This is a genomic window from Pseudomonas paraveronii (assembly GCF_963681955.1).
GTDB lineage: Bacteria > Pseudomonadota > Gammaproteobacteria > Pseudomonadales > Pseudomonadaceae > Aquipseudomonas > Aquipseudomonas paraveronii.
In genome coordinates this window covers 1,563,277-1,584,012 of record NZ_OY817130.1, presented here as the reverse complement: position 1 = coordinate 1,584,012, position 20,736 = coordinate 1,563,277, and the positions used below count along the sequence as shown (strand labels likewise).

The following is a 20,736-nucleotide window of genomic DNA, read 5'->3' as shown; positions in this document are numbered from 1 at the left end:
TTGACTTAATTGCGCAGGCTAGGGCTCAAGCGCAGCATGTCCAGCCCTGCATCGACCCATCGCTCGGCATCCTGGTGCAGCTCAAAACTGTCCGGTACCAGCAGCCACTGGCTCAGCAAGCCATTGATGTAGGCATGAATGCACGCCGCTGCGCGCGTGGTGTCGAGGTTTTCCGGAAGTTGCCCGCGATGAACCGCGTTACGCAAGGTCAGGCTGATACGCAGGTTGCACTCCAGGCTGTGGGTCTGGCGCTGGCGACGCATGTCACACATTTCATCGGTGAACTCGCACTTATGAAACAGGATCTCGTTGATGCGCCGGGTTTTCGGGTCCAGGACCACTTGATGAAAAAGATGAATCAACAGCTTGCGCATGCACCCCAGCGGGTCGACTTCATCCTCGCTTTCACCGGCCCTGGCCAGCTCGTTCAGGGGTTCGTGCAGCGTGTCGAGCAATGCCTGCAACAGATCGGACTTATTGCTGAAGTGCCAGTAGATGGCGCCACGCGTTACGCCCGCCCGCCCGGCGATGTCCGCCAGCGTGGTCCGCGCGACACCGCGCTCATAAAAGGCCTGCTCAGCGGCGTCGAGAATTTGGCTGCGCGTTTCCTGAGCTTCCTCTTTGGTGCGACGAACCATGGCAATAAAACCTCAATCAGAACACGTGGGACTATCGGTAACGCTGCTTTAATAGGCGGTAACGATCATCTGAATAATTGTGGGACGACACCGTCATGGGCGCCGAACGTACTAAAATCGCGACTTGGCGCGTTGCTTTGCCAACAATCCGCGAAGCCTGTCAAGAGTTTACAAACAACCATGAACGTAAGTATATTGCGTAGCAAGCTACTTATCTACTCACAGCTTGTTTTTTACCCTTCCACACTTCTTGTGCGCAGTCTGCGCGCCTGACCCGAGGATCTTCATGCAACTTAAGCCAGCTGTTACCGCTCTGGTCACTGCCGTCGCCCTGGCATCGCTGCTCAGCGGATGCAAAAAGGAAGAGGCGGCTCCGCCCGCGCAAACTCCTCTGGTCGGCGTGGTCACCCTTCAACCGCAAGCCTTTACCCTGACGTCCGAGCTGCCAGGCCGCACCACCGCCTACCGCATTGCGGAAGTCCGTCCGCAGGTCAATGGCATCATCCTCAAGCGCCTGTTCAAGGAAGGCGGGGATGTGAAGGAAGGCCAGCAGCTTTATCAGATCGATCCGTCGGTCTATGAGGCCACCCTGAAGAGCTCGCAGGCCAGCCTGTCCCAGACCAAGTCGATCTCCGACCGCTACAAGCAGTTGGTCGATGAGCAAGCCGTCAGCCGTCAGGAATACGACACGGCCGTGGCCAACCGCATGACCGCCGAAGCCAACGTGCAAACCGCCCAGATCAACGTGCGCTACACCAAGGTGTTCGCGCCGATCTCCGGGCGTATCGGGCGTTCCTCGGTCACCGAAGGCGCGCTGGTCAGCAATGGCCAGGCCGATGCCATGGCCGTGATCCAGCAACTGGACCCGATCTACGTCGACGTCACGCAGTCTTCGGCTGAAATGCTGAAACTGCGCCGCGACCTGGAAAGCGGCCAACTGGAGAAAGCCGGCGCCAACGCCGCCAAGGTCAAGCTGACCCTGGAAGACGGCAGCGACTACGGCAAGGAAGGCAAGCTGGAGTTCTCCGAAGTGTCGGTTGACCAGACCACCGGTTCGGTCACTCTGCGCGCCGTGTTCCCCAACCCTGACCACACCCTGCTGCCCGGCATGTTCGTACACGCCCAGTTACAAGCCGGTGTGAACAGCAAGGCGATCCTGGCACCGCAGCAAGGCGTGACCCGAGACCTCAAGGGTATCCCGACGGCGTTGGTGGTCAACGCGGACAACAAAGTTGAGCAGCGCGTGCTGGTCGCCAACCGCACCGCCGGCGCTTACTGGCTGGTGGAAAAAGGCTTGAACGCCGGTGACCGTGTGATCACCGAAGGCTTGCAGTACGTCAAGCCGGGCGCTCAGGTCAAGGTCAAGGACGCCGACAACGCCCAGCCTGCCGGTACCGCCGCTCCTGCTGCCGCTGCTGCTGGCAAAGGGGAGTAATCCATGTCGAAATTTTTTATCGACCGTCCCATTTTCGCCTGGGTAATTGCCCTGGTGATCATGCTGGTCGGGGCACTGTCGATCCTGAAGTTGCCCATCAACCAGTACCCGGCCATTGCGCCGACCGCCATCGATATCCAGGTGACCTACCCAGGCGCATCCGCACAAACCGTGCAGGACACCGTGGTGCAGGTGATCGAACAACAGCTCAACGGTATCGACAACCTGCGTTATGTGTCATCGGACAGTAACTCCGACGGCAGCATGACCGTCACCGTGACGTTCAACCAGGGTACCAACCCGGACATCGCCCAGGTCCAGGTACAGAACAAGCTGAACCTGGCGACCCCGCTGCTGCCGCAAGAAGTGCAGCAGCAGGGTATCCGCGTGACCAAGTCGGTGAAGAACTTCCTGATGGTGATTGGTCTGGTGTCGGAAGACGGCAGCATGACCAAGGACGACCTGTCCAACTACATCGTGTCCAACATCCAGGACCCGATTTCCCGTACTGCGGGTGTAGGTGACTTCCAGGTATTTGGTTCGCAGTACGCCATGCGTATCTGGCTCGACCCGGCCAAGCTGAACAACTACCAGTTGACCCCGGTAGACGTCAGCACCGCGATTTCGGCCCAGAACGTACAGGTGGCCACCGGCCAATTGGGCGGCCTGCCTGCCCTGCCCGGCACGCAGTTGAACGCGACCATCATCGGCAAGACCCGTCTGCAGACTGCCGAAGAGTTCGGCAAAATCCTGATGAAGGTAAATACCGACGGTTCGCAAGTGCGCCTGCGTGACGTCGCCCGTATCGAACTGGGCGGCCAGAACTACAGCGTCGCCGCGCAATTCAACGGCAAACCGGCCTCCGGTATGGCGATCAAGCTCGCTGCAGGCGCCAACGCCCTGGACACCGCCAAGGCCATCCGTGCCACCGTGGCGTCCCTGGAACCGTTCTTCCCGCCGGGCATGAAGGCGGTGGTGCCGTATGACACCACCCCGGTGGTGACCGAGTCGATCTCCGGTGTGGTTGACACCCTGGTCGAAGCGATCGTGCTGGTGTTCCTGGTGATGTTCCTGTTCCTGCAGAACTTTCGCGCCACCATCATCACCACCATGACCGTACCGGTGGTATTGCTGGGTACCTTCGGGATCCTGGCCGCGTTCGGCTTCACCATCAACACCCTGACCATGTTCGGTATGATCCTGGCCATCGGCTTGCTGGTGGACGACGCCATCGTGGTGGTGGAAAACGTCGAGCGGGTGATGGCCGAGGAGCATCTGTCGCCGAAAGAGGCGACGGTCAAGTCCATGGGCCAGATCCAGGGCGCCCTGGTGGGTATTGCCCTGGTGCTGTCGGCGGTACTGTTGCCGATGGCGTTCTTCGGCGGCTCCACCGGTGTGATCTACAAACAGTTCTCCATCACCATCGTTTCGGCCATGGCGTTGTCGGTACTGGTTGCGCTGATCTTCACCCCGGCCCTGTGCGCCACCATGCTCAAGCCGATCGACCCCGAGAAGCACGGCCAACCCAAGCGTGGCTTCTTCGGCTGGTTCAACCGCAACTTCGACCGTAGCGTACTGAGCTACGAGCGCGGCGTGGGGAACATGCTCAGGCACAAGATTCCGGCGTTCCTCGTTTACGCGCTGATCTTTGCCGGCATGATCTGGCTGTTCATGCGTATCCCTGCCGCCTTCCTGCCCGACGAAGACCAGGGCGTGATCTTTGCCCAGGTGCAGACGCCAGTCGGCTCAACGGCTGAGCGCACGCAGAAAGTCATCGACGACATGCGCATCTTCCTGCTCAACGACAAGGAAGGCGAACCCGGCGAAGGCAAGGGCGTGAAATCGGTCTTTACCGTGAACGGCTTCAACTTCGCGGGTCGTGGTCAAAGCTCGGGCCTGGCATTCGTGATGCTCAAACCGTGGGATGAGCGTGACGCGTCCACCTCGGTGTTCGAGATCGCCAAGCGCGCCCAAGGTTACTTCATGCAGACGTTCCAGGACGCCATGGTGTTTGCCATCGTGCCACCGTCTGTACTGGAGTTGGGTAACGCCACCGGTTTCGACGTGTTCCTGCAAGACCAGGGCGGCGTCGGCCATGATAAGTTGATGGCTGCGCGCAACCAGTTCCTGGGCATGGCCGCCCAGAGCAAGATCCTCGCCGGCGTGCGCCCCAACGGCGTGAACGATGAGCCGCAGTACGAGCTCACCGTCGACGACGAAAAGGCCAGCGCCCAAGGCATCACGCTGTCGAACATCAACCAGACCCTGGCCATCGCCCTGGGTGGCAGCTACGTCAACGACTTCATCGACCGTGGTCGAGTGAAGAAGGTGTACGTGCAGGGTGACGCCGCCAGCCGGATGTCGCCGGAAGACCTGAACAAATGGTACGTGCGCAGCGACTCCGGGAAGATGGTGCCGTTGTCGGCCATCGCGTCGGGCAAGTGGATCTACGGTTCGCCGAAACTCTCGCGCTATAACGGTGTGGCGGCGATGGAAATCCTCGGTACCCCGGCACCGGGCTACAGTACCGGTGAAGCCATGGCCGAAGTCGAACGCATCGCCAAGCAATTGCCGGCGGGTGTCGGCTATGCCTGGACGGGCCTGTCGTATGAAGAACGTCTGTCCGGCTCCCAGGCGCCTGCGCTGTACGCCTTGTCGCTGCTGGTGGTGTTCCTCTGCCTCGCGGCGCTGTACGAAAGCTGGTCGATTCCGATCGCGGTGGTACTCGTCGTGCCGTTGGGTGTGGTGGGTGCGTTGATGGCCACCAGCCTGCGCGGCTTGTCCAACGACGTGTTCTTCCAGGTGGGCTTGCTGGTGACGGTGGGCCTGGCGGCGAAGAACGCCATCCTGATCGTGGAGTTCGCCAAAGAGCTCCACGAACAAGGCAAAGGCATTGTCGAGTCGGCGATCGAAGCGTCACGCATGCGTCTGCGACCGATCATCATGACGTCCATGGCGTTCATCCTCGGCGTATTGCCGCTGGCGATCTCCTCCGGCGCCGGCTCAGGCAGCCAGCATGCGATCGGTACCGGCGTTATTGGCGGTATGATCACGGCCACGGTCCTGGCGATTTTCTGGGTGCCACTGTTCTTCGCAACCGTGTCCGCCATGGGCGAACGCAAAAAGACTGAACCCAAGCAAACTCCTAAAGAGGCTGGCCAATGAGCAAGTCGCTACTTTCCTTAGCCGTCACGGCATTCGTGCTCAGTGGCTGCTCGCTGATACCTGACTATCAGCGCCCCGAAGCGCCGGTGGCCGCACAGTTCCCGCAGGGCCCGGCGTATTCGTCGAACCAGGCACCGAGCCAGGCCGCCGCCGAACAGGGCTGGAAGCAGTTTTTCCATGACCCGGCCCTGCAACAGCTGATCCAGACCGCGCTGGAGAACAACCGCGACCTGCGCGTCGCGGCCTTGAACATCGATGCCTACGCGGCGCAGTACAACATCCAGCGCGCCGACCTGTTCCCGGCCGTGTCGGCCACTGGCAGCGGCAGCCGCCAGCGCGTACCGGCACGCTCGTCGCAAACCGGTAAAGAGAGCATCAGCAGTTCATACTCGGCCACCCTGGGTATCAGCTCCTATGAGCTGGACCTGTTTGGCCGTGTACGCAGCCTGAGCGAGGAAGCGCTGCAGAAATACTTCGCGACCGAAGAAGCGCGGCGCAGTACCCAGATCAGCCTGGTGGCCAGTGTGGCGACTGCCTATCTGACCTGGCAGTCCGACAAGGAACTGCTCAAGCTGACCCAGGAAACCCTGGGCGCATACGAGCAGAGCTACAAGCTCACCTCGCGCAGCAACGAAGTCGGCGTGTCCTCGGCCCTCGACCTGAGCCAAGCACGCACCTCGGTGGAAAACGCCCGGGTGGCCCTGGCACGTTATACCCGCCAGGTGGCCCAGGACGAAAACAGCCTGACCCTGCTGCTCGGCACCGGCCTGCCGGCGAATCTCGCCAGCAAACCGCTGTCGGATGACCTGCTCAGCGAAGTGCCGGCCGGGTTGCCATCGGACCTGCTGCAACGTCGTCCCGACATCCTGCAGGCCGAGTACAACCTCAAGGCGGCCAACGCCAACATCGGCGCAGCCCGTGCAGCGTTCTTCCCGAGCATCAGCCTGACGGCCAACGCCGGCACCATGAGCCCGGACCTGGGCGGCCTGTTCAAAGGCGGCTCGGGCACCTGGTCGTTCGCCCCGCAGATCAACATCCCGATCTTCAACGCCGGTAGTCTGCGCGCCAGCCTGGACTACTCGAAGATCCAGAAAGAGATCAACGTGGCCAACTATGAGAAGGCCATCCAGACCGGCTTCCAGGAAGTCTCCGACGGCCTCGCCGCGCGTGAGACCTACAAGGAGCAACTGGAAGCCCAGCGTGGTTTCGTCGCCGCCAACCAGGATTACTACCGCCTGGCCGAGCGTCGCTACCGCATTGGCGTCGACAGCAACCTGACGTTCCTCGACGCCCAGCGCCAACTGTTCAGTGCCCAGCAATCGCTGATCACCGACCGCCTGGCGCAGTTGACCAGCGAGGTCACCCTGTACAAGGCCCTCGGCGGTGGCTGGAATGAACAGACGGCGAATAACCAGCCGTTGAAAGAAGAAGCGCCAAAGATGAAGTTGTTCTGATAGTCGCGCGGTAAACCAAACCGCTTCCCTCACCGGAAGCGGTTTTTTTACGCCTGACCTGTACCCACCGCGCCAAGACAAGTTGCGTTCGATCATCGCCCAAAACCCGCCCTCCCCCGATTGAACCACCCCCACACTGCCCCGCACCATGGCCGCCACCTGCATAACCCCAATAACAACAGGTCCAACGCCATGAGCACCTTTCACCCTCGCCAGCTATTGCTGGCCACCGCAGTCGCCAGCCTTGCGCTTCCCGTCGTCGCCGAAGAACACGGCTTCCTGGAAGACGCGAGCGCCAACCTCAACCTGCGCAATTTTTTCATCAACCGTAACTTCACCAACCCGACCAAAGCCCAGGGCGGCGCGCAGGAGTGGACGCAAAGCTTCATCCTCGACGCCAAGTCCGGCTTCACCCAAGGCACCGTGGGGTTTGGCGTGGATGTACTGGGGATGTACTCGCTCAAACTGGATGGCGGGCGCGGCACCGGCGGTACACAGTTATTGCCGCTGGACCACAATGGCCGCCCCGCCGACAATTTCGGGCGCCTGGGTGTGGCGTTCAAGACGCGGATTTCGAAGACAGAACTGAAGGTCGGCGAATGGATGCCAGCGCTGCCGATCCTGCGCGCCGACGACGGCCGCTCCCTGCCGCAAACCCTGCGCGGCGGGCAGATCACCTCGAAGGAAATCGACGGCCTGACGCTCTACGGCGGCCAGTTCCGCGCCAACAGCCCACGGGACGACAGCAGCATGTCGGACATGTCGATGTCCGGCAAAGCCGCCTTCACTTCTGACCGCTTCAACTTCCAGGGCGCCGAATACGCGTTCAATGACAAACGCACCCAGGTCGGCCTGTGGAATGCCCAGCTCAAGGACATCTACAGCCAGCAGTTCGTCAACCTGATCCACAGCCAGCCCGTGGGCGACTGGACCCTGGGCGCCAACCTCGGGTTCTTCTATGGCAAGGACGACGGCAGCGCCCGCGCAGGCGAGTTGGACAACAAAACCTGGTCCGGCCTGTTCTCGGCCAAGTACGGCGGCAACACCTTCTACGTCGGCCTGCAAAAACTCACCGGCAACAGCGCCTGGATGCGCGTCAACGGCACCAGCGGTGGCACCCTGGCCAACGATAGTTACAACTCCAGCTACGACAACGCCGAGGAAAAATCCTGGCAAGTGCGTCACGACTATAACTTTGCCGCCCTCGGCGTGCCGGGCCTGACCCTGATGAACCGCTATATCAGCGGTAGCAACGTGCATACCGGCACCATCACCGACGGCAAGGAGTGGGGCCGCGAAAGCGAATTGGGCTACACGCTGCAAAGCGGCGCCCTGAAAAACCTCACGCTGCGCTTGCGCAATTCGAGCATGAGGCGCGACTACAGCAACAATGAGTTCGATGAAAACCGGTTGATCGTCAGCTACCCGATCAGTCTGCTGTAAAGCCGTATTACAGCTTGGAGGGAACGATTGGGCACGAGCGGTCACTGTTAAGCGCCAGGGCTGATACCTGGCGCTTAAATAAGGACCACACATGGACGTTTCGAACGGTATTTCCCACCCGCTCCCGCGCCCCCCAAATAGCGCACCGCCCTTACTGGCGGTACGCGCAGCGCCGGGCACTGCGGCAACTTTTGACAACAGCCACTACGGGTTGACCAAACCTGCCCATCTGAAATTGAATCCCGCCACGCCGATCCAGGCCCATCAGCACACGTTTCTCAATGATGGCAATCTAAAAGCCAGTGGGCACTCGGTATGGGAGCACGGCTACTCCTTCAGCCTGAACAACAGCCTAATTCTTGAAACCAGCGACCGTGCGGACCAGATCCACATCAGCCAGGCTTCTGACGATCAATTGAACGTTCGGATCAATGGCCTGTTGTATCGCTTTGCCAGCCTCGACAACGACGGCAAACCGCTGCCCCTGCACGTGAAGACCCACGGTGGTAATGACAACGTGCGCATTGATGCCAACGTCATGCAGCCCATCGTGATTGAAGCGGGGAACGGCGATGACCGGGTGCAGGCCGGCGGTGGTTACACCCGCGTATTCGGCGGCAACGGTAATGACGTCGTGCGCCTTGGCAGCGGCCTTGGCTACGCCGAGGGCAATGACGGTGACGACCTGCTCATGGGCGGCACCGGTGACAGTGTCCTCTATGGCAACAACGGCAATGACCGCCTCTATGCCGGCGCCGGATCAAGCCGAAAAACCAGCTATCTGGATGGCGGCAACGGCAATGACCGGCTGTACGCCGGCTCCGGCCATACGGTGCTGCATGGCGGCGCCGGGAACGATCGGCTGATCGGCCACGATCGAAGCACCTTCTACAGCGGCAAGGGTTGCGACACGGTCATCGCCAATCGACCGGGCGACCGGATCTACGCCAAGCCTGGCGACTCGATCAAACACCTCAACGGCTCGGTATTGACCGCCGTGTCTGTCCACGCCGGCCCGATCAAGGGTTTTGTGATCAAAGGGTCTCCCGCGTTCATCCAACGGGTCGAAGACGACCTGACGTTGCTACGCAGTTCTCCCCAAGGCCAGCAAATGCTCGCCGAGATGGCCGCTGCCGCCCAGCGCAACGGCGCGCCGGTAACCCTTGTCGAGGATCGACTGGAGGCCGGCAGCGGGTACATCTATGGCAGCCAGGAACTCAAGGCACTGCTGCAAAACGAACGCGCGCCGGTGGTCGGCGATGATCCCAAGTGGGGCTTCATGGTCGACGGTGTACCGGGGTCTCGGGCTGATCGTGCGCACATTGAATACAACCGCTCCCAACTTAATGGCATGGCAGGCACGACTTACGCGCCCATCATTGGGCTCTACCATGAAATGGCCCACGCCTATAACGCCGCCAATGGCACCGCCTTGACGGGTTCCACGCGGGAAGTCGTGGAGGGGGAGGCCCACGAAGTGCCTAACAGTGAACGTCAGGCAGTCGGCCTGGAGAGCAGCGCAACCGCTTTTGATTTCGACAACGACCCCGCCACGCCGGCCACCACGACCAACCCCAAACCCTTCACTGAAAACGCCCTGAACGAAGAAATGGGTAGGCCACCGCGAACGCAGTACGTGGGTTGAACCAGATCGCGTTTGTCAGCCAGTGACCCCACGTCGAGCATCTTGTTGTATGGTGCGCGCCTGCCGCTGCTGACCCGCCCAGCAGCGGCCTCTATTCGAGCCTGCACACACATGAAATTTTTCGCCGTCGCGTCTGCCGTGCTTGCCCTGGCCTTGAGCCTCAGCGGCTGCATCAGCGCGCCCATCGCGCTGACCCCACAGACCGAGCAACGCCTGCAAAACCAGGCGCCGATCCGCTTTCTGCTGACCTTCGATGACGGTCCCAGCGCGTCGGGGTACAACAACCCGAGCCGCTCGGTGATTGCCGACCTGGCGAACAACCCGGTATTGCCGGGCATCAAGGCGGTGTTCTTTTTACAGACCGAAGCCGGCCGCTCCGGTGGCAGCTCGCGTGGCCGCAAGACCATGGAGCGTGAGTTCGCGGGCGGGCATGTGCTGGCGTTTCACACCGCCACGGCGTTTCATACCAACCATCGCTGGCTGAATGATGCCGAGCTTGAACGTACCGTCAGCCAGGGCGCGACGGATATCGCCTCGATCACCGGCACGCCGCCGACGCTGGTACGCCCGCCCTTCTGGAACTACGACCGCCGCACCTTCGCCGCCTACCAGCGCCACGGCATGCAGGTATTGTTGACCGACCTGAGCGCCAACGACGGCAAGATCTGGGGCTTCAACGCCAGCCCACGGCGCCGCGCAAACCTGGTCCGACAGCTGTCGGTCGTGCGCGAACGCATCGCCTTGGGGGAATTGCCGACGGTGGACGGCGTGATACCGGTGGTGGTGACCTTCCACGACATCAACCGCTACACCGCCCGGCATATGCAGGAATACCTGCAGATCCTGATGGACAGTGCCCGGGACAACGGCCTGAAGACCGCTGCCGAGCCGTTCTACACCGACCGCACCGCGCTGGAGCGCGCGGCATTGGCCCGCACGGTGAAAGACGCGAGTGAAGAAGTGCATCTGCCGGGGGTATGGAATTGGGTGTGGGACGCTGATTCCAACTGATGTGCGTTATCGGGCAGTGCGTTGTATTTTTTCATACACACTGTAATGAAGTCGTCATCGTCATGCGGGAACCCCTCCTACTTTTTCACCACTGATCGTCGGTAAGTCACCGACGTTCACAAGAAAGAGTATTGACGATGCAAACCTCTTCCGTTGCACCTATAGCGCCCATTCTTCCCATCGAGCCCAATGCCCTCCCCGGCGGATCGCCAGCTCCAGGCGCCGCGGCATTCATAAACATCCCTCCCCCCCAGACCAGCAAGATTGTCAGTGACAAAAATGTCGATATCACACTGACAACCACGTCGTATCAAGGGGGAGGCGGCGGAGAAAATCTGACCTTTCTAGAAATCGATACTGGCGATGGCGCGGACGACATACACATCAGCAAAGGCGAACGCGGCCAACTCAATGCCGTGATAAATGGCAAAAGTTATTTACTACCCGCAGCTAACAGCGATGCAACATTGATAACCATCAAGACGAACAAGGGTGATGACACCGTTCGAATTGATCCTGATGTGATGGTTCACGCAGAAATCCATGGAGGCGAAGGTAACGATCATATACAGACGGGAGGCGGTAAAAGCCACGTTTACGGCGGCGCAGGCAACGACACCATCAAACTGGGTAGCGCAAGCAGTTACGCCGAAGGTAACGACGGCGATGACACCATGATGGGCGGCACAGGCAACCACAGCATGTATGGCGGAAACGGCAAGGACCGCATGTACTCGGGTTACGGTCCTGACAGCAAAACCAGCTACATGGACGGGGGCAACGATGACGACCTGATGTATGGCGGAAGTGGCCATAACATCATGCACGGTGGCAAAGGCAATGATCAGATAAACGCTTATGGCCGAAGCCATATCTACACGGGTAGAGGTCAAGACAGCGTCTATTCCACTTCAAGTGACGACGTTGTGTACGGTAAACGCAGCGACCACCTGGGGTTGCCATTTGGATTCAAGTTTATCGAGACCGTGCCATTGCCCGAAAATACAGGGAGCAAGGCGATTGATATCGAAGGTTCCCCAGAGTTCAAGCAACGGGTTGAGGATGACCTGGAGTTTTACCGAGGTTCTCCCAACAGCCAGCACATGTTGAAAGAACTGGGCGCCGTCGCAGAGCGCACCGGCGCCAAAGTCACGATAAAGAAAGGTCCCATTGATAGTCACATCGTCACCCAGAAGCTCCCGGAGGGCGTTCCCCTGGCGGAATGGCGAGACCCCACGTTCATCCGCGAGGGAACCCGTGGCGCGGGCGCGACAGACTTGTCTGTGACCTATAACCCGGTCACCCCCAGAGAAGCCTCGGATGAGTCGCGTGTCTTTCTGCCGCCCACCACGACCCTGTACCACGAACTGGGCCACGTATATAACGCAGCCACAGGCAGCATGCTTGCCGGCGATACGGAAATTATCCACCCGGACGGCACACACACCCGTGAGCCCAACAATGAACGCCAGGTCGTCGGCCTGGAAACTGCCAAGCCACCCTTCGACTTCGACAATGACCCCACCACCGCGCCAACCACGTCAAATCCTTACCCACTTACCGAAAACGCATTACGAGACGAAATGGGCCTGCCCTTGAGAAAAAGCTACGACGCACTATGAGTCGGCCTGACCGCTCAGCTCCGTGACGGTCAGCGACCACTCCTCGACAACGTGTTGCCTCTTGCCGGGAGTGCAGTGCCGAGTCGCACTAAGCGCGCGACTCGACCCCCAGCTCATCCCACACCGACTCGGCCAGGTGAAAGGTCGCATTCGCCGCCGGTATCCCGCAGTAGATTGCGCTTTGCATCAGCACTTCCTTGATCTCGGCGCGGGTCACGCCATTGCTGGCGGCGGCGCGCAGGTGCAATTTGAGCTCTTCGTTGCGGTTCATGCCGATCAGCATGGCGATGGTGATCAAGCTGCGGGTATGCCTGGGCAGGCCGGGGCGGGTCCAGATATCACCCCAGGCGTGGCGGGTGATCATTTCCTGGAACTCGCTGTTGAACTCGGTCAAGGCATTCAGGCTGCGGTCGACATGCGCGTCGCCCAGCACTTCGCGGCGCACTTTCAGGCCATCGACGTAACGTTGTTTCTCGTCCACAAAAGACTCCTCAGCGGGCCAGCAGGAATTGAATGACCCGGTCGCTGAACGCGGCACCGGCTTGCACGTTGGACAGGTGGGCGGCGTAGAACTCGGCGTACTCGGCCCCCTGCACATGGTTCTGGATAAAGTGGCAGTCGGCGGGCGTTGTGACGGCGTCTTCAGTGCCGGCGATCACCAGGGTCGGCACCTGGATCGCCGACAGTTGCTCACGGAAGTCCGCATCGCGCACCGCTGCGCAATTGGCGGCGTAACCCTCGGGCGATGTGGCCGCGAGCATGTCGGTAATGCGCTTGGCCTGATCCGGGTCGGTCGCCGCGAAATCGGCAGTGAACCAGCGCGCAATCGACGCATCGCGCAGCGCCACCATCGCCGCCGCACCGTCGCGCAGGACCATCTCGATACGCGGGTTCCACACGTCTGATGTGCCGATCTTGCCCGCGGTGTTGCACACCACCAGGCGCAGCAAACGATCCCCCGCGTTAATCCCCAGCCATTGACCGATCAGCCCGCCCATGGACAGCCCGCAGAAATGCGCGCGTGGGATGTCCAGTGCGTCCAGCAGCGCAATCACGTCGTGACCGAGTTGTTCGATGCTGTAGGGACCTTCGCTCACCAGGGATTGGCCGTGGCCACGGGTATCGAAGCGCAGCACGCGAAAGTGCTCGGCAAAGGCCGGGACCTGGGTGTCCCACATATGCAGGTCGGTGCCCAGCGAATTGGACAGCACCAGCACCGGTGCATCGATGGGGCCATCCAGTTGGTAATGCAGTTCGCCCTCGGCGAGTTGTACAAAAGCCACAGCAATCTCCTCAGGCAGTCAGTGCAAAGTGTTCGGTTACAGCGCGGCTGACCCAGGTTTGGGCCTGGCCCAGGTAGTGGGCCGGGTCGAGCAGGCGGTCCAGATCTGCCGCCGACAACTCGGCGGTGATCTGCGGTTCGTCGGCGAGGACGGCGCGCAAATGGCGCTGTTCGGCCACCGCACGTTTGCAGCACTGCTCCAGCAGGTGGTGCGCGGTGTCACGGCCCAGGCGTTGAGCGAGCACAATGCTGACGGCTTCGGCCAGCACCAGGCCTTGGGTCAGGTCGAGGTTGTGCGCCATGCGCTCAGGGTCGACTTCCAGCCCCGCGCTCACCAGCAGCGCCTGTTGCAATGCGCCAGAGACCAAGCGGCAAATCTCCGGCAGGGTTTCCCATTCGGCATGCCACAGGCCCAGGCTGCGTTCGTGTTCCTGGGGCATGGCACTGAACAGCGTCGCCACCAGGCCGGGCACGCGGGTCGCGGCGCTGATCAGCACGGCGGCGCCCACCGGGTTGCGCTTGTGCGGCATGGTCGACGAGCCGCCTTTGCCGGGCGCCGCCGGCTCGAATACTTCCGCCGCTTCGGTCTGCATCAGCAGGCTGATATCGCGGCCCAGCTTGCCGAGGCTGCCGGCGATCAGCCCCAACACGCTGGCGAACTCCACCAGGCGATCACGCTGGGTATGCCAGGGTTGCTCAGGCAAGGTCAGTTGCAACTGCGCCGCCAACGCTTGGGCAACCGGCATTGCCTGTTCGCCAAGCGCCGCCAGCGTGCCGGAGGCGCCGCCGAATTGCAGCACCAGCAAGCGCGGTTTCAGCTCGATCAAACGCTGGCGACTGCGGGTTACCGCGCCCAACCAACCGGCGATTTTCATGCCGAGGGTGACCGGCGTGGCGTGCTGCAACCAGGTCCGTCCGGCCATCGGTACAGCCGAATAGCGCTGGGCCTGGGCCGCCAGAATATCGCCAAGGCGCGCCAGGTCGGCTTCGATCAACACCATCGCGCGCCGTAGCTGTAGCACCAGGCCGGTGTCCATCACATCCTGGCTGGTCGCGCCCAAATGCACATAGCGTTCGGCGCTGGCGTCTTCGTCGGCAATCAGCTTGCCCAGCGCCTTCACCAGCGGAATCGCCGAATTGCCCGCCGTGGCGATCGCCACGCCGAGGGCATCGACGTCATACAGCGACGCCAGGCACGCCTGGGCAATCGGTGCGACGGCGGCCTGCGGGATCAACCCGACCTGGGCCTCGGCCCGCGCCAGCGCGGCTTCGAAATCCAGCATGCCCTGCAAGCGCCCTTGGTCGCAGAACACCTCGGCCATGCTGTCAGCACTGAAGTAAGCGTCGAACAATTGGTTGCTCGTGCGCAGAGTCATAACGCCTCCCTTATAGATCGTGGTGCAGGTACGCCGCCTGTTTCGGCAGGCGCAGGCTGAACAGGAAGGCCACCGCCATCATGCCGGTGACATACCAATAAAAGGTGTTTTCCATGCCCAGGGACTTCAAGCCCAAGGCCACGTATTCCGCCGAGCCGCCGAAGATTGCGTTGGCCACCGCATACGCCAGGCCCACACCCAGGGCGCGCACCTGGGGCGGGAACATTTCCGCTTTCACCAGGCCGCTGATGGAGGTGTAGAAACTGACGATGGCCAACGCCAGCGTGATCAGCACAAACGCCAGGAACGGACTGCTGACGGTTTTCAGGCTGAGCAGGATCGGCACCGTACACACGGTGCCCAGCGCGCCGAACCATAGCATCGAATTACGCCGACCAATCTTGTCGGCCAGCATGCCGAACAGCGGCTGCATGCACATGTAGAGGAACAGCGCACCGGTCATGATGTAGCTGGCGGTCTTGGCGTGCATCCCGGCGGTGTTCACCAGGTACTTCTGCATGTAGGTGGTAAACGTGTAGAAAATCAGCGAGCCGCCGGCGGTGTAGCCGAGCACGGTGATAAACGCCGCCTTGTGGTCACGGAACAGCGCTTTGATGCTGCCGGCGTCCTGGTCTTCGCGCATTTCCTTGCTGGTGGTTTCTTTCAGGGTGCGACGCAGCAGCAGGGAGATCACCGCCGCGATGGCGCCGATCACGAACGGAATCCGCCAGCCCCAGGCGCGCAGTTCGTCTTCGCTGAGGATCTGTTGCAGGATCACCACCACCAACACCGCCAGCAATTGCCCGCCGATCAGGGTCACGTACTGGAAGGAAGCGAAGAACCCACGCTGGCCCTTGAGCGCCACTTCACTCATGTAGGTCGCGGTGGTGCCGTATTCGCCGCCCACCGACAAGCCCTGGAACAGCCGCGCCACCAGCAACAACGCCGGGGCCCAGGCGCCGATGTCTTGGTAGGTGGGCAGGAAGGCGATGACCAGGGAACCGGCGCACATCATCAGCACCGAGATCATCATCGAATTTTTGCGCCCGTGCTTATCGGCCACCCGGCCAAACAGCCAGCCGCCAATGGGCCGCATCAGGAACCCGGCAGCGAACACGCCGGCGGTATTGAGCAGTTGCACCGTGGGGTCGTCCGACGGGAAAAACGCCGGGGCGAAGTAAATGGCGCAGAAGGCGTAGACGTAGAAATCGAACCATTCGACGAGGTTGCCGGAGGAAGCACCGACAATCGCAAAAATCCGTTTGCTGCGTTCTTCTCCGGTGTAGTGACTCGTTGTTGTTGTCATGTTTTTTTCACTCAGTGGGAACGGTTATAGCCTAGACACACTTTGCAATACTCACGTTCCGCATGCAGAGATTTACACAGGTGTGGCCTGAAATGGCCTCATCGGGGGCAAGCCCCCTCCCACACTTGAATGTATTCACACATCAAAGGTGGGAGGGGGCTTGCCCCCGATAGGTTTTCAAGCCAACTCAGTAATCGAAGAACACCGTTTCCTTATCTGTCCCCTGCAACACCACATTCCACTGATGCACACCGTCCGCATCCGGCTTGGCAATCAAGGTACTGCGCCGCTCTGTGGGCACACACGCGAGCAACGGGTCATCTGCATTCAGCATCTCACCGTCAAAATAAATCCGCGTGAGCAAGTGCTTCACCAGACCACGGGCAAACACCAGCACCACCAGGTGCGGCGCCTGGGTCGTGCCCGCCAGCCCCGGCACGCTGCCCGGCTTGATGGTGGTAAAGCGGAAGCGCCCTTCGCCATCCACCGGCACCCGGCCGAAGCCTTCGAAGTTCGGGTCCAGCGCTTTGTCCTGCTCGTCCTCGGGGTGGTCGTACTTGCCGGCGGCATTGGCCTGCCAGACTTCCAGCATGGCGTCGTTGACGACATCACCGTTGCCGTCCACCACTTGCCCGCTGATCGCCACGCGCTCGCCGAGGGTGGCGGCGTTGGCCAGGGCTTCGCGGTTCAGCCAGGTCAGGCCGATGTGGTAATACGGCCCGACGGTGTGGGATGTGGTCGCATTGAGTGTCATCTCATTTCTCCATCGGCGTGGCATCGCGGCCGCGCAGGACGATGTCCCAGCGGTAGCCGAGGGCATAGGAAGGAATGGTTTTTTCCAGGTCGAACGTGGCGATCAGGCGTTGCTTGGCCGACGTGTCGGGCACGCAGTTGTAGATCGGGTCGTATTCGAGCAGCGGGTCGCCAGGAAAATACATCTGCGTGACCAGGCGCGTCAGCACGCTTGGCCCGAACAGCGAAAAATGGATATGCGCCGGGCGCCACGCGTTGTGGTGGTTACCCCACGGGTAGGCGCCGGGCTTGATGGTCTGGAACTGGTACCAGCCCTCCGCGTCGGTGACGGTACGCCCGGTGCCGGTGAAATTCGGGTCGAGCGGCGCGTCGTGCAGATCGCGCGCGTGGTTGTAGCGGCCGGCCGCGTTGGCCTGCCAGATCTCCACGAGGATGCCCGGCACCGGCAGGCCGTTTTCATCGAGCACGCGGCCATGAACGATGATGCGTTCGCCTTGCGGCTCGCCGTCGTGCTGTGCAGTCAGGTCGTTGTCCTTCTCGTTGATGCGCTCGGCGCCGATGGTCGGGCCGGTGATTTCCGACAGGGAATGGGGCAGGAACACCAACGGCTGAGACGGCGAACGCAGGTTCGTCGACTGGTAGGCCGGGTGCAGGTAATCAGGTTGAGTGCCCGCTTGCGGGCGCCGGTAACCGGGCTTGTCACTCATGGAGCGGTCCTCTCTTATTAGATGCGTTCAATCGCCAGGGCCAAGCCTTGACCAACACCGACGCACATGGTCGCCAGACCTTTGCGGCCACCGGTTTTTTCAAGTTGATGCAGGGCCGTCAGCACCAGCCGCGCACCGCTCATGCCCAGGGGATGGCCGAGGGCGATGGCGCCGCCGTTCGGGTTGACCTGGGGCGCGTCGTCGGCAATGCCCAATTCACGCAGCACCGCCAGACCCTGGCTGGCGAAGGCTTCGTTGAGTTCGATCACGTCAAAATCGCTGACGGCCAGGCCCAGGCGTTCTACCAGCTTGCGCACCGCCGGCACCGGGCCGATGCCCATCACCCGTGGCGCGACACCGGCACTGGCCATGCCCAGCACGCGGGCGCGGGCGGTCAGGCCGTGTTTTTTCACGGCTTCGGCAGACGCCAGGATCAGCGCCGCCGCGCCGTCATTCACGCCCGACGCATTGCCGGCAGTGACGGTCTTGTCCGGGCCATTGACCGGCTTGAGCCGAGCCAGGGTTTCCAGGGTGGTGTCGGCCCGTGGATGCTCATCGTGTTCCACCACGGTTTCGCCTTTTTTATGGGCGACCCGCACCGGCACGATTTCTTCGGCAAAGAAGCCGGCGGCCTGGGCGGCGGCGGTGCGTTGCTGACTGCGCAGGGCAAAAGCGTCCTGATCGGCGCGGGACACGTGGTAGTCGTCGGCGACGTTATCGGCGGTCTGCGGCATCGCGTCGACGCCGTACTGGGCCTGCATCAACGGGTTGATAAAGCGCCAGCCGATGGTGGTGTCTTCCAGCTTCATGTTGCGCGAAAACGCCGCGTCAGCCTTGCCCATCACGAACGGCGCGCGGGACATCGACTCGACGCCGCCGGCAATCGCCAATTCCATTTCACCGCTGGCAATCGCACGGAAAGCGGTGCCGATCGCATCCATACCCGAGGCGCACAAACGGTTGAGGGTCACGCCGGGAATGCTCGAAGGCAGGCCCGCCAGCAACAGCGCCATGCGCGCGACGTTGCGGTTGTCTTCACCGGCCTGGTTGGCGCAGCCGAGGAACACTTCATCGACCGCGTGCCAATCCACCGACGGGTTGCGCTCGATCAGTGCCTTGATCGGCAGCGCCGCCAGGTCGTCGGCGCGCACGGTGGACAGGCCACCGCCGAAACGGCCGATGGGGGTGCGAATCGCATCACAGATAAATACGTCGCGCATCAGGCTTCTCCGGGTGCTTGGCCGTGGGCGGCCGCCGTGCGGGCTTCGAGATCACGCAGCGCGGTCAGCTCGACCGCCGTCGGTTCCTCGGTGGTACTGACCTGGTCGGCAAAGCGAATCGCCCAGCCGGTGGCCGCGACCACTTGCTCGCGGGTGACGCCGGGGTGCAGTGCGGTGACCACGAACTCATGGCTGCCCTCTTCCGGCTCCATGATGCACAGGTCGGTAATAATCCCGACAGGACCGGCACCGGGCAGGCCCAGGCGCTTGCGTGAATCGCCGCCTTCGCCGTGGCCGACGGAGGTGATGAAGTCCAGCTTGTCGACAAACGAACGCGCCGACTGCTTGAGAATGATCAGTACGCTCTTGGCCGAACCGGCGATTTCCGGCGCGCCACCGGCACCCGGCAGGCGCACTTTGGGCTGGTGATAATCGCCGACCACGGTGGTGTTGATATTGCCGAAACGGTCGACCTGGGCCGCACCGAGAAAGCCGACGTCGATGCGCCCGCCCTGCAGCCAGTAGCGAAAGATCTCACCGGTGGGGACGACAGTGTCGGCCGTTTCCGCCAACTCGCCGTCACCAATGGACAGCGGCAGTACGCTGGGCTTGGAGCCAATCGGGCCGGACTCGTAGATCAATACCACGTCCGGCGACGAGGTCAGGCGCGCCAGGTTGGCCGCCTTGGACGGCAGGCCGATGCCGACAAAACACACCGAGCCATTCTTCAGGCGGCGCGCGGCGGCAACGGTCATCATTTCATTGGTCGAGTAAGCCATTACTTGGCCTCCTTCGCGGCGGCCAGCTTGGCCTGGTATTCACTGAAATCGGCAGTGCCGTGGATGTATTCATCGATCCAGGCAGTAAACGTCCCACGGTCGCGAGCGATCGCGTCCCACGCCTGGTAGAAACGGTTGTCGCGTTGGTTATAGCCATGGGCGTAGGACGGATGCGCGCCGCCAGGCACATGGCACACGGCGGTCAGCGCCCAGGTCGGCAGCACGCAGCTGTTCATCGGCGCGTTGAGGTCGTCGACAATTTCTTCGACGGTGACGATGCAACGCTTGGCCGCCAGGGCCGCTTCCTTCTGCACGCCAAGAATGCCCCAGAGCAGCACGTTGCCCTTGCGGTCGGCCTTTTGCGCGTGGATCACGCTGATGTCCGGACGTACCGATGGCACCGCCGCCAACACTTCGCCGGTGAACGGGCAGGTGACGGTTTTGATCAGCGGGTTGACCTTGGGCAAATCGGAACCGGCGTAAGCGCGCAGCACGGCGAACGGTAGGCCGGAGGCGCCAGCGACGTAGGCATTGGCCAGGTCGGCGTGGCTGTGTTCTTCGATCTCCAGGGGCTGCGGCCAGTGTTTTTCGACCGCATCACGCAGGCGATGCAGGGAGCCCACGCCGGGATTGCCACCCCAGGAAAAAATCAACTTGCGGGCGCAGCCGGCGCCGATCAACTGGTCGTAGATCAGGTCAGGCGTCATACGCACCAGCGTCAGGTCTTTCTTGCCCTGACGAATGATTTCATGACCCGCTGCTGTAGGGATCAGGTGGGTGAAGCCTTCCAGTGCGACGGTATCGCCGTCGTTCACGAATCGCTTCACCGCGTCACGCAGCGCAAGAATTTCAGCCATGGGGTCGGGCTCCCGGTGTGGATCGAAAAAGGCGCGAGGGTGG

Annotated in this window: 17 protein-coding genes; 7 read left to right on the top strand and 10 right to left on the bottom strand. The window is 61.7% G+C overall.

Annotated elements, in window-relative coordinates:
* Window positions 1-5 precede the first annotated feature (5 nt).
* A complete protein-coding gene (locus U5A08_RS07020) occupies window positions 6-638 on the bottom strand; it encodes a TetR family transcriptional regulator (protein ID WP_253393887.1) in 633 nt (210 codons plus the stop codon).
* Between the two features lie 286 nt (window positions 639-924).
* Here U5A08_RS07020 and U5A08_RS07015 point away from each other — a divergent pair, with 286 nt between their 5' ends.
* The 7 genes from U5A08_RS07015 (at window position 925) to U5A08_RS06985 (ending at window position 12,413) form a co-directional block, all read left to right on the top strand.
* The gene (locus U5A08_RS07015; protein WP_253393885.1) at window positions 925-2,073 is read left to right on the top strand and encodes an efflux RND transporter periplasmic adaptor subunit; all 1,149 of its coding nucleotides are present in this window, start codon (window positions 925-927) and stop codon (window positions 2,071-2,073) included.
* Between the two features lie 3 nt (window positions 2,074-2,076).
* Window positions 2,077-5,238 carry an efflux RND transporter permease subunit gene (locus U5A08_RS07010; protein ID WP_253393882.1) on the top strand — a complete coding sequence of 1,054 codons (3,162 nt, stop codon included), beginning with the start codon at window positions 2,077-2,079 and terminating at the stop codon, window positions 5,236-5,238.
* The gene (gene adeC, locus U5A08_RS07005) at window positions 5,235-6,692 is read left to right on the top strand and encodes an AdeC/AdeK/OprM family multidrug efflux complex outer membrane factor (protein ID WP_253393880.1); all 1,458 of its coding nucleotides are present in this window, start codon (window positions 5,235-5,237) and stop codon (window positions 6,690-6,692) included. Before U5A08_RS07010 ends, adeC begins: the two co-directional genes overlap by 4 nt.
* A 192-nt stretch (window positions 6,693-6,884) precedes the next feature.
* Window positions 6,885-8,135, top strand: coding sequence for an OprD family porin (locus U5A08_RS07000; RefSeq protein ID WP_321850939.1), 1,251 nt, complete (start codon window positions 6,885-6,887; stop codon window positions 8,133-8,135).
* Window positions 8,136-8,226: 91 nt separating this feature from the next.
* On the top strand, window positions 8,227-9,780 hold the full coding sequence (locus U5A08_RS06995; protein ID WP_321850938.1) for a M91 family zinc metallopeptidase: 1,554 nt from the start codon (window positions 8,227-8,229) through the stop codon (window positions 9,778-9,780).
* Window positions 9,781-9,891: 111 nt separating this feature from the next.
* Window positions 9,892-10,791: a polysaccharide deacetylase family protein gene (locus tag U5A08_RS06990; RefSeq protein ID WP_321850936.1), complete on the top strand. Its 900-nt coding sequence runs from the start codon at window positions 9,892-9,894 to the stop codon at window positions 10,789-10,791.
* 137 nt (window positions 10,792-10,928) lie between these two features.
* A complete protein-coding gene (locus U5A08_RS06985) occupies window positions 10,929-12,413 on the top strand; it encodes a M91 family zinc metallopeptidase (RefSeq protein WP_321850934.1) in 1,485 nt (494 codons plus the stop codon).
* Window positions 12,414-12,501: 88 nt separating this feature from the next.
* On the opposite strand, the gene pcaC is transcribed toward U5A08_RS06985, so the two are convergent.
* From pcaC to U5A08_RS06940, 9 genes are all read right to left on the bottom strand, one after another.
* Window positions 12,502-12,894, bottom strand: a complete 393-nt coding sequence (gene pcaC / locus U5A08_RS06980) for a 4-carboxymuconolactone decarboxylase (protein ID WP_253393871.1) — start codon at window positions 12,892-12,894, stop codon at window positions 12,502-12,504.
* Window positions 12,895-12,904: 10 nt separating this feature from the next.
* Window positions 12,905-13,696, bottom strand: coding sequence for a 3-oxoadipate enol-lactonase (gene pcaD / locus U5A08_RS06975; RefSeq protein WP_321850932.1), 792 nt, complete (start codon window positions 13,694-13,696; stop codon window positions 12,905-12,907).
* Between the two features lie 10 nt (window positions 13,697-13,706).
* On the bottom strand, window positions 13,707-15,071 hold the full coding sequence (locus U5A08_RS06970; protein WP_321850929.1) for a 3-carboxy-cis,cis-muconate cycloisomerase: 1,365 nt from the start codon (window positions 15,069-15,071) through the stop codon (window positions 13,707-13,709).
* A gap of 10 nt (window positions 15,072-15,081) precedes the next feature.
* A complete protein-coding gene (locus tag U5A08_RS06965) occupies window positions 15,082-16,377 on the bottom strand; it encodes an MFS family transporter (protein WP_253393864.1) in 1,296 nt (431 codons plus the stop codon).
* A gap of 187 nt (window positions 16,378-16,564) precedes the next feature.
* On the bottom strand, window positions 16,565-17,131 hold the full coding sequence (pcaG, locus tag U5A08_RS06960; RefSeq protein WP_253393862.1) for a protocatechuate 3,4-dioxygenase subunit alpha: 567 nt from the start codon (window positions 17,129-17,131) through the stop codon (window positions 16,565-16,567).
* 1 nt (window position 17,132) lies between these two features.
* Window positions 17,133-17,837, bottom strand: a complete 705-nt coding sequence (gene pcaH, locus U5A08_RS06955; protein ID WP_017844819.1) for a protocatechuate 3,4-dioxygenase subunit beta — start codon at window positions 17,835-17,837, stop codon at window positions 17,133-17,135.
* A gap of 17 nt (window positions 17,838-17,854) precedes the next feature.
* Complete coding sequence (gene pcaF / locus U5A08_RS06950) at window positions 17,855-19,060, bottom strand: 3-oxoadipyl-CoA thiolase (protein ID WP_276197908.1); 1,206 nt, start codon at window positions 19,058-19,060, stop codon at window positions 17,855-17,857.
* The gene (locus U5A08_RS06945; RefSeq protein WP_253393858.1) at window positions 19,057-19,836 is read right to left on the bottom strand and encodes a CoA-transferase subunit beta; all 780 of its coding nucleotides are present in this window, start codon (window positions 19,834-19,836) and stop codon (window positions 19,057-19,059) included. Before U5A08_RS06945 ends, pcaF begins: the two co-directional genes overlap by 4 nt.
* Window positions 19,836-20,693: a CoA transferase subunit A gene (locus tag U5A08_RS06940; protein WP_253393856.1), complete on the bottom strand. Its 858-nt coding sequence runs from the start codon at window positions 20,691-20,693 to the stop codon at window positions 19,836-19,838. Before U5A08_RS06940 ends, U5A08_RS06945 begins: the two co-directional genes overlap by 1 nt.
* Window positions 20,694-20,736 lie beyond the last annotated feature (43 nt).

Excerpts from the sequence above, each read along its gene's own strand:
- U5A08_RS07020 (WP_253393887.1), bottom strand. The coding sequence starts at position 638 with ATGGTTCGTCGCACCAAAGAGGAAGCTCAGGAAACGCGCAGCCAAATT.
- U5A08_RS07000 (WP_321850939.1), top strand. The coding sequence starts at position 6,885 with ATGAGCACCTTTCACCCTCGCCAGCTATTGCTGGCCACCGCAGTCGCC.
- U5A08_RS06990 (WP_321850936.1), top strand. The coding sequence starts at position 9,892 with ATGAAATTTTTCGCCGTCGCGTCTGCCGTGCTTGCCCTGGCCTTGAGC.
- U5A08_RS06945 (WP_253393858.1), bottom strand. The coding sequence starts at position 19,836 with ATGGCTTACTCGACCAATGAAATGATGACCGTTGCCGCCGCGCGCCGC.
- pcaG (WP_253393862.1), bottom strand. The coding sequence starts at position 17,131 with ATGACACTCAATGCGACCACATCCCACACCGTCGGGCCGTATTACCAC.
- U5A08_RS06985 (WP_321850934.1), top strand. The coding sequence starts at position 10,929 with ATGCAAACCTCTTCCGTTGCACCTATAGCGCCCATTCTTCCCATCGAG.
- adeC (WP_253393880.1), top strand. The coding sequence starts at position 5,235 with ATGAGCAAGTCGCTACTTTCCTTAGCCGTCACGGCATTCGTGCTCAGT.
- pcaH (WP_017844819.1), bottom strand. The coding sequence starts at position 17,837 with ATGAGTGACAAGCCCGGTTACCGGCGCCCGCAAGCGGGCACTCAACCT.
- U5A08_RS06970 (WP_321850929.1), bottom strand. The coding sequence starts at position 15,071 with ATGACTCTGCGCACGAGCAACCAATTGTTCGACGCTTACTTCAGTGCT.
- U5A08_RS07010 (WP_253393882.1), top strand. The coding sequence starts at position 2,077 with ATGTCGAAATTTTTTATCGACCGTCCCATTTTCGCCTGGGTAATTGCC.
- U5A08_RS06995 (WP_321850938.1), top strand. The coding sequence starts at position 8,227 with ATGGACGTTTCGAACGGTATTTCCCACCCGCTCCCGCGCCCCCCAAAT.
- U5A08_RS06940 (WP_253393856.1), bottom strand. The coding sequence starts at position 20,693 with ATGGCTGAAATTCTTGCGCTGCGTGACGCGGTGAAGCGATTCGTGAAC.
- U5A08_RS06965 (WP_253393864.1), bottom strand. The coding sequence starts at position 16,377 with ATGACAACAACAACGAGTCACTACACCGGAGAAGAACGCAGCAAACGG.
- U5A08_RS07015 (WP_253393885.1), top strand. The coding sequence starts at position 925 with ATGCAACTTAAGCCAGCTGTTACCGCTCTGGTCACTGCCGTCGCCCTG.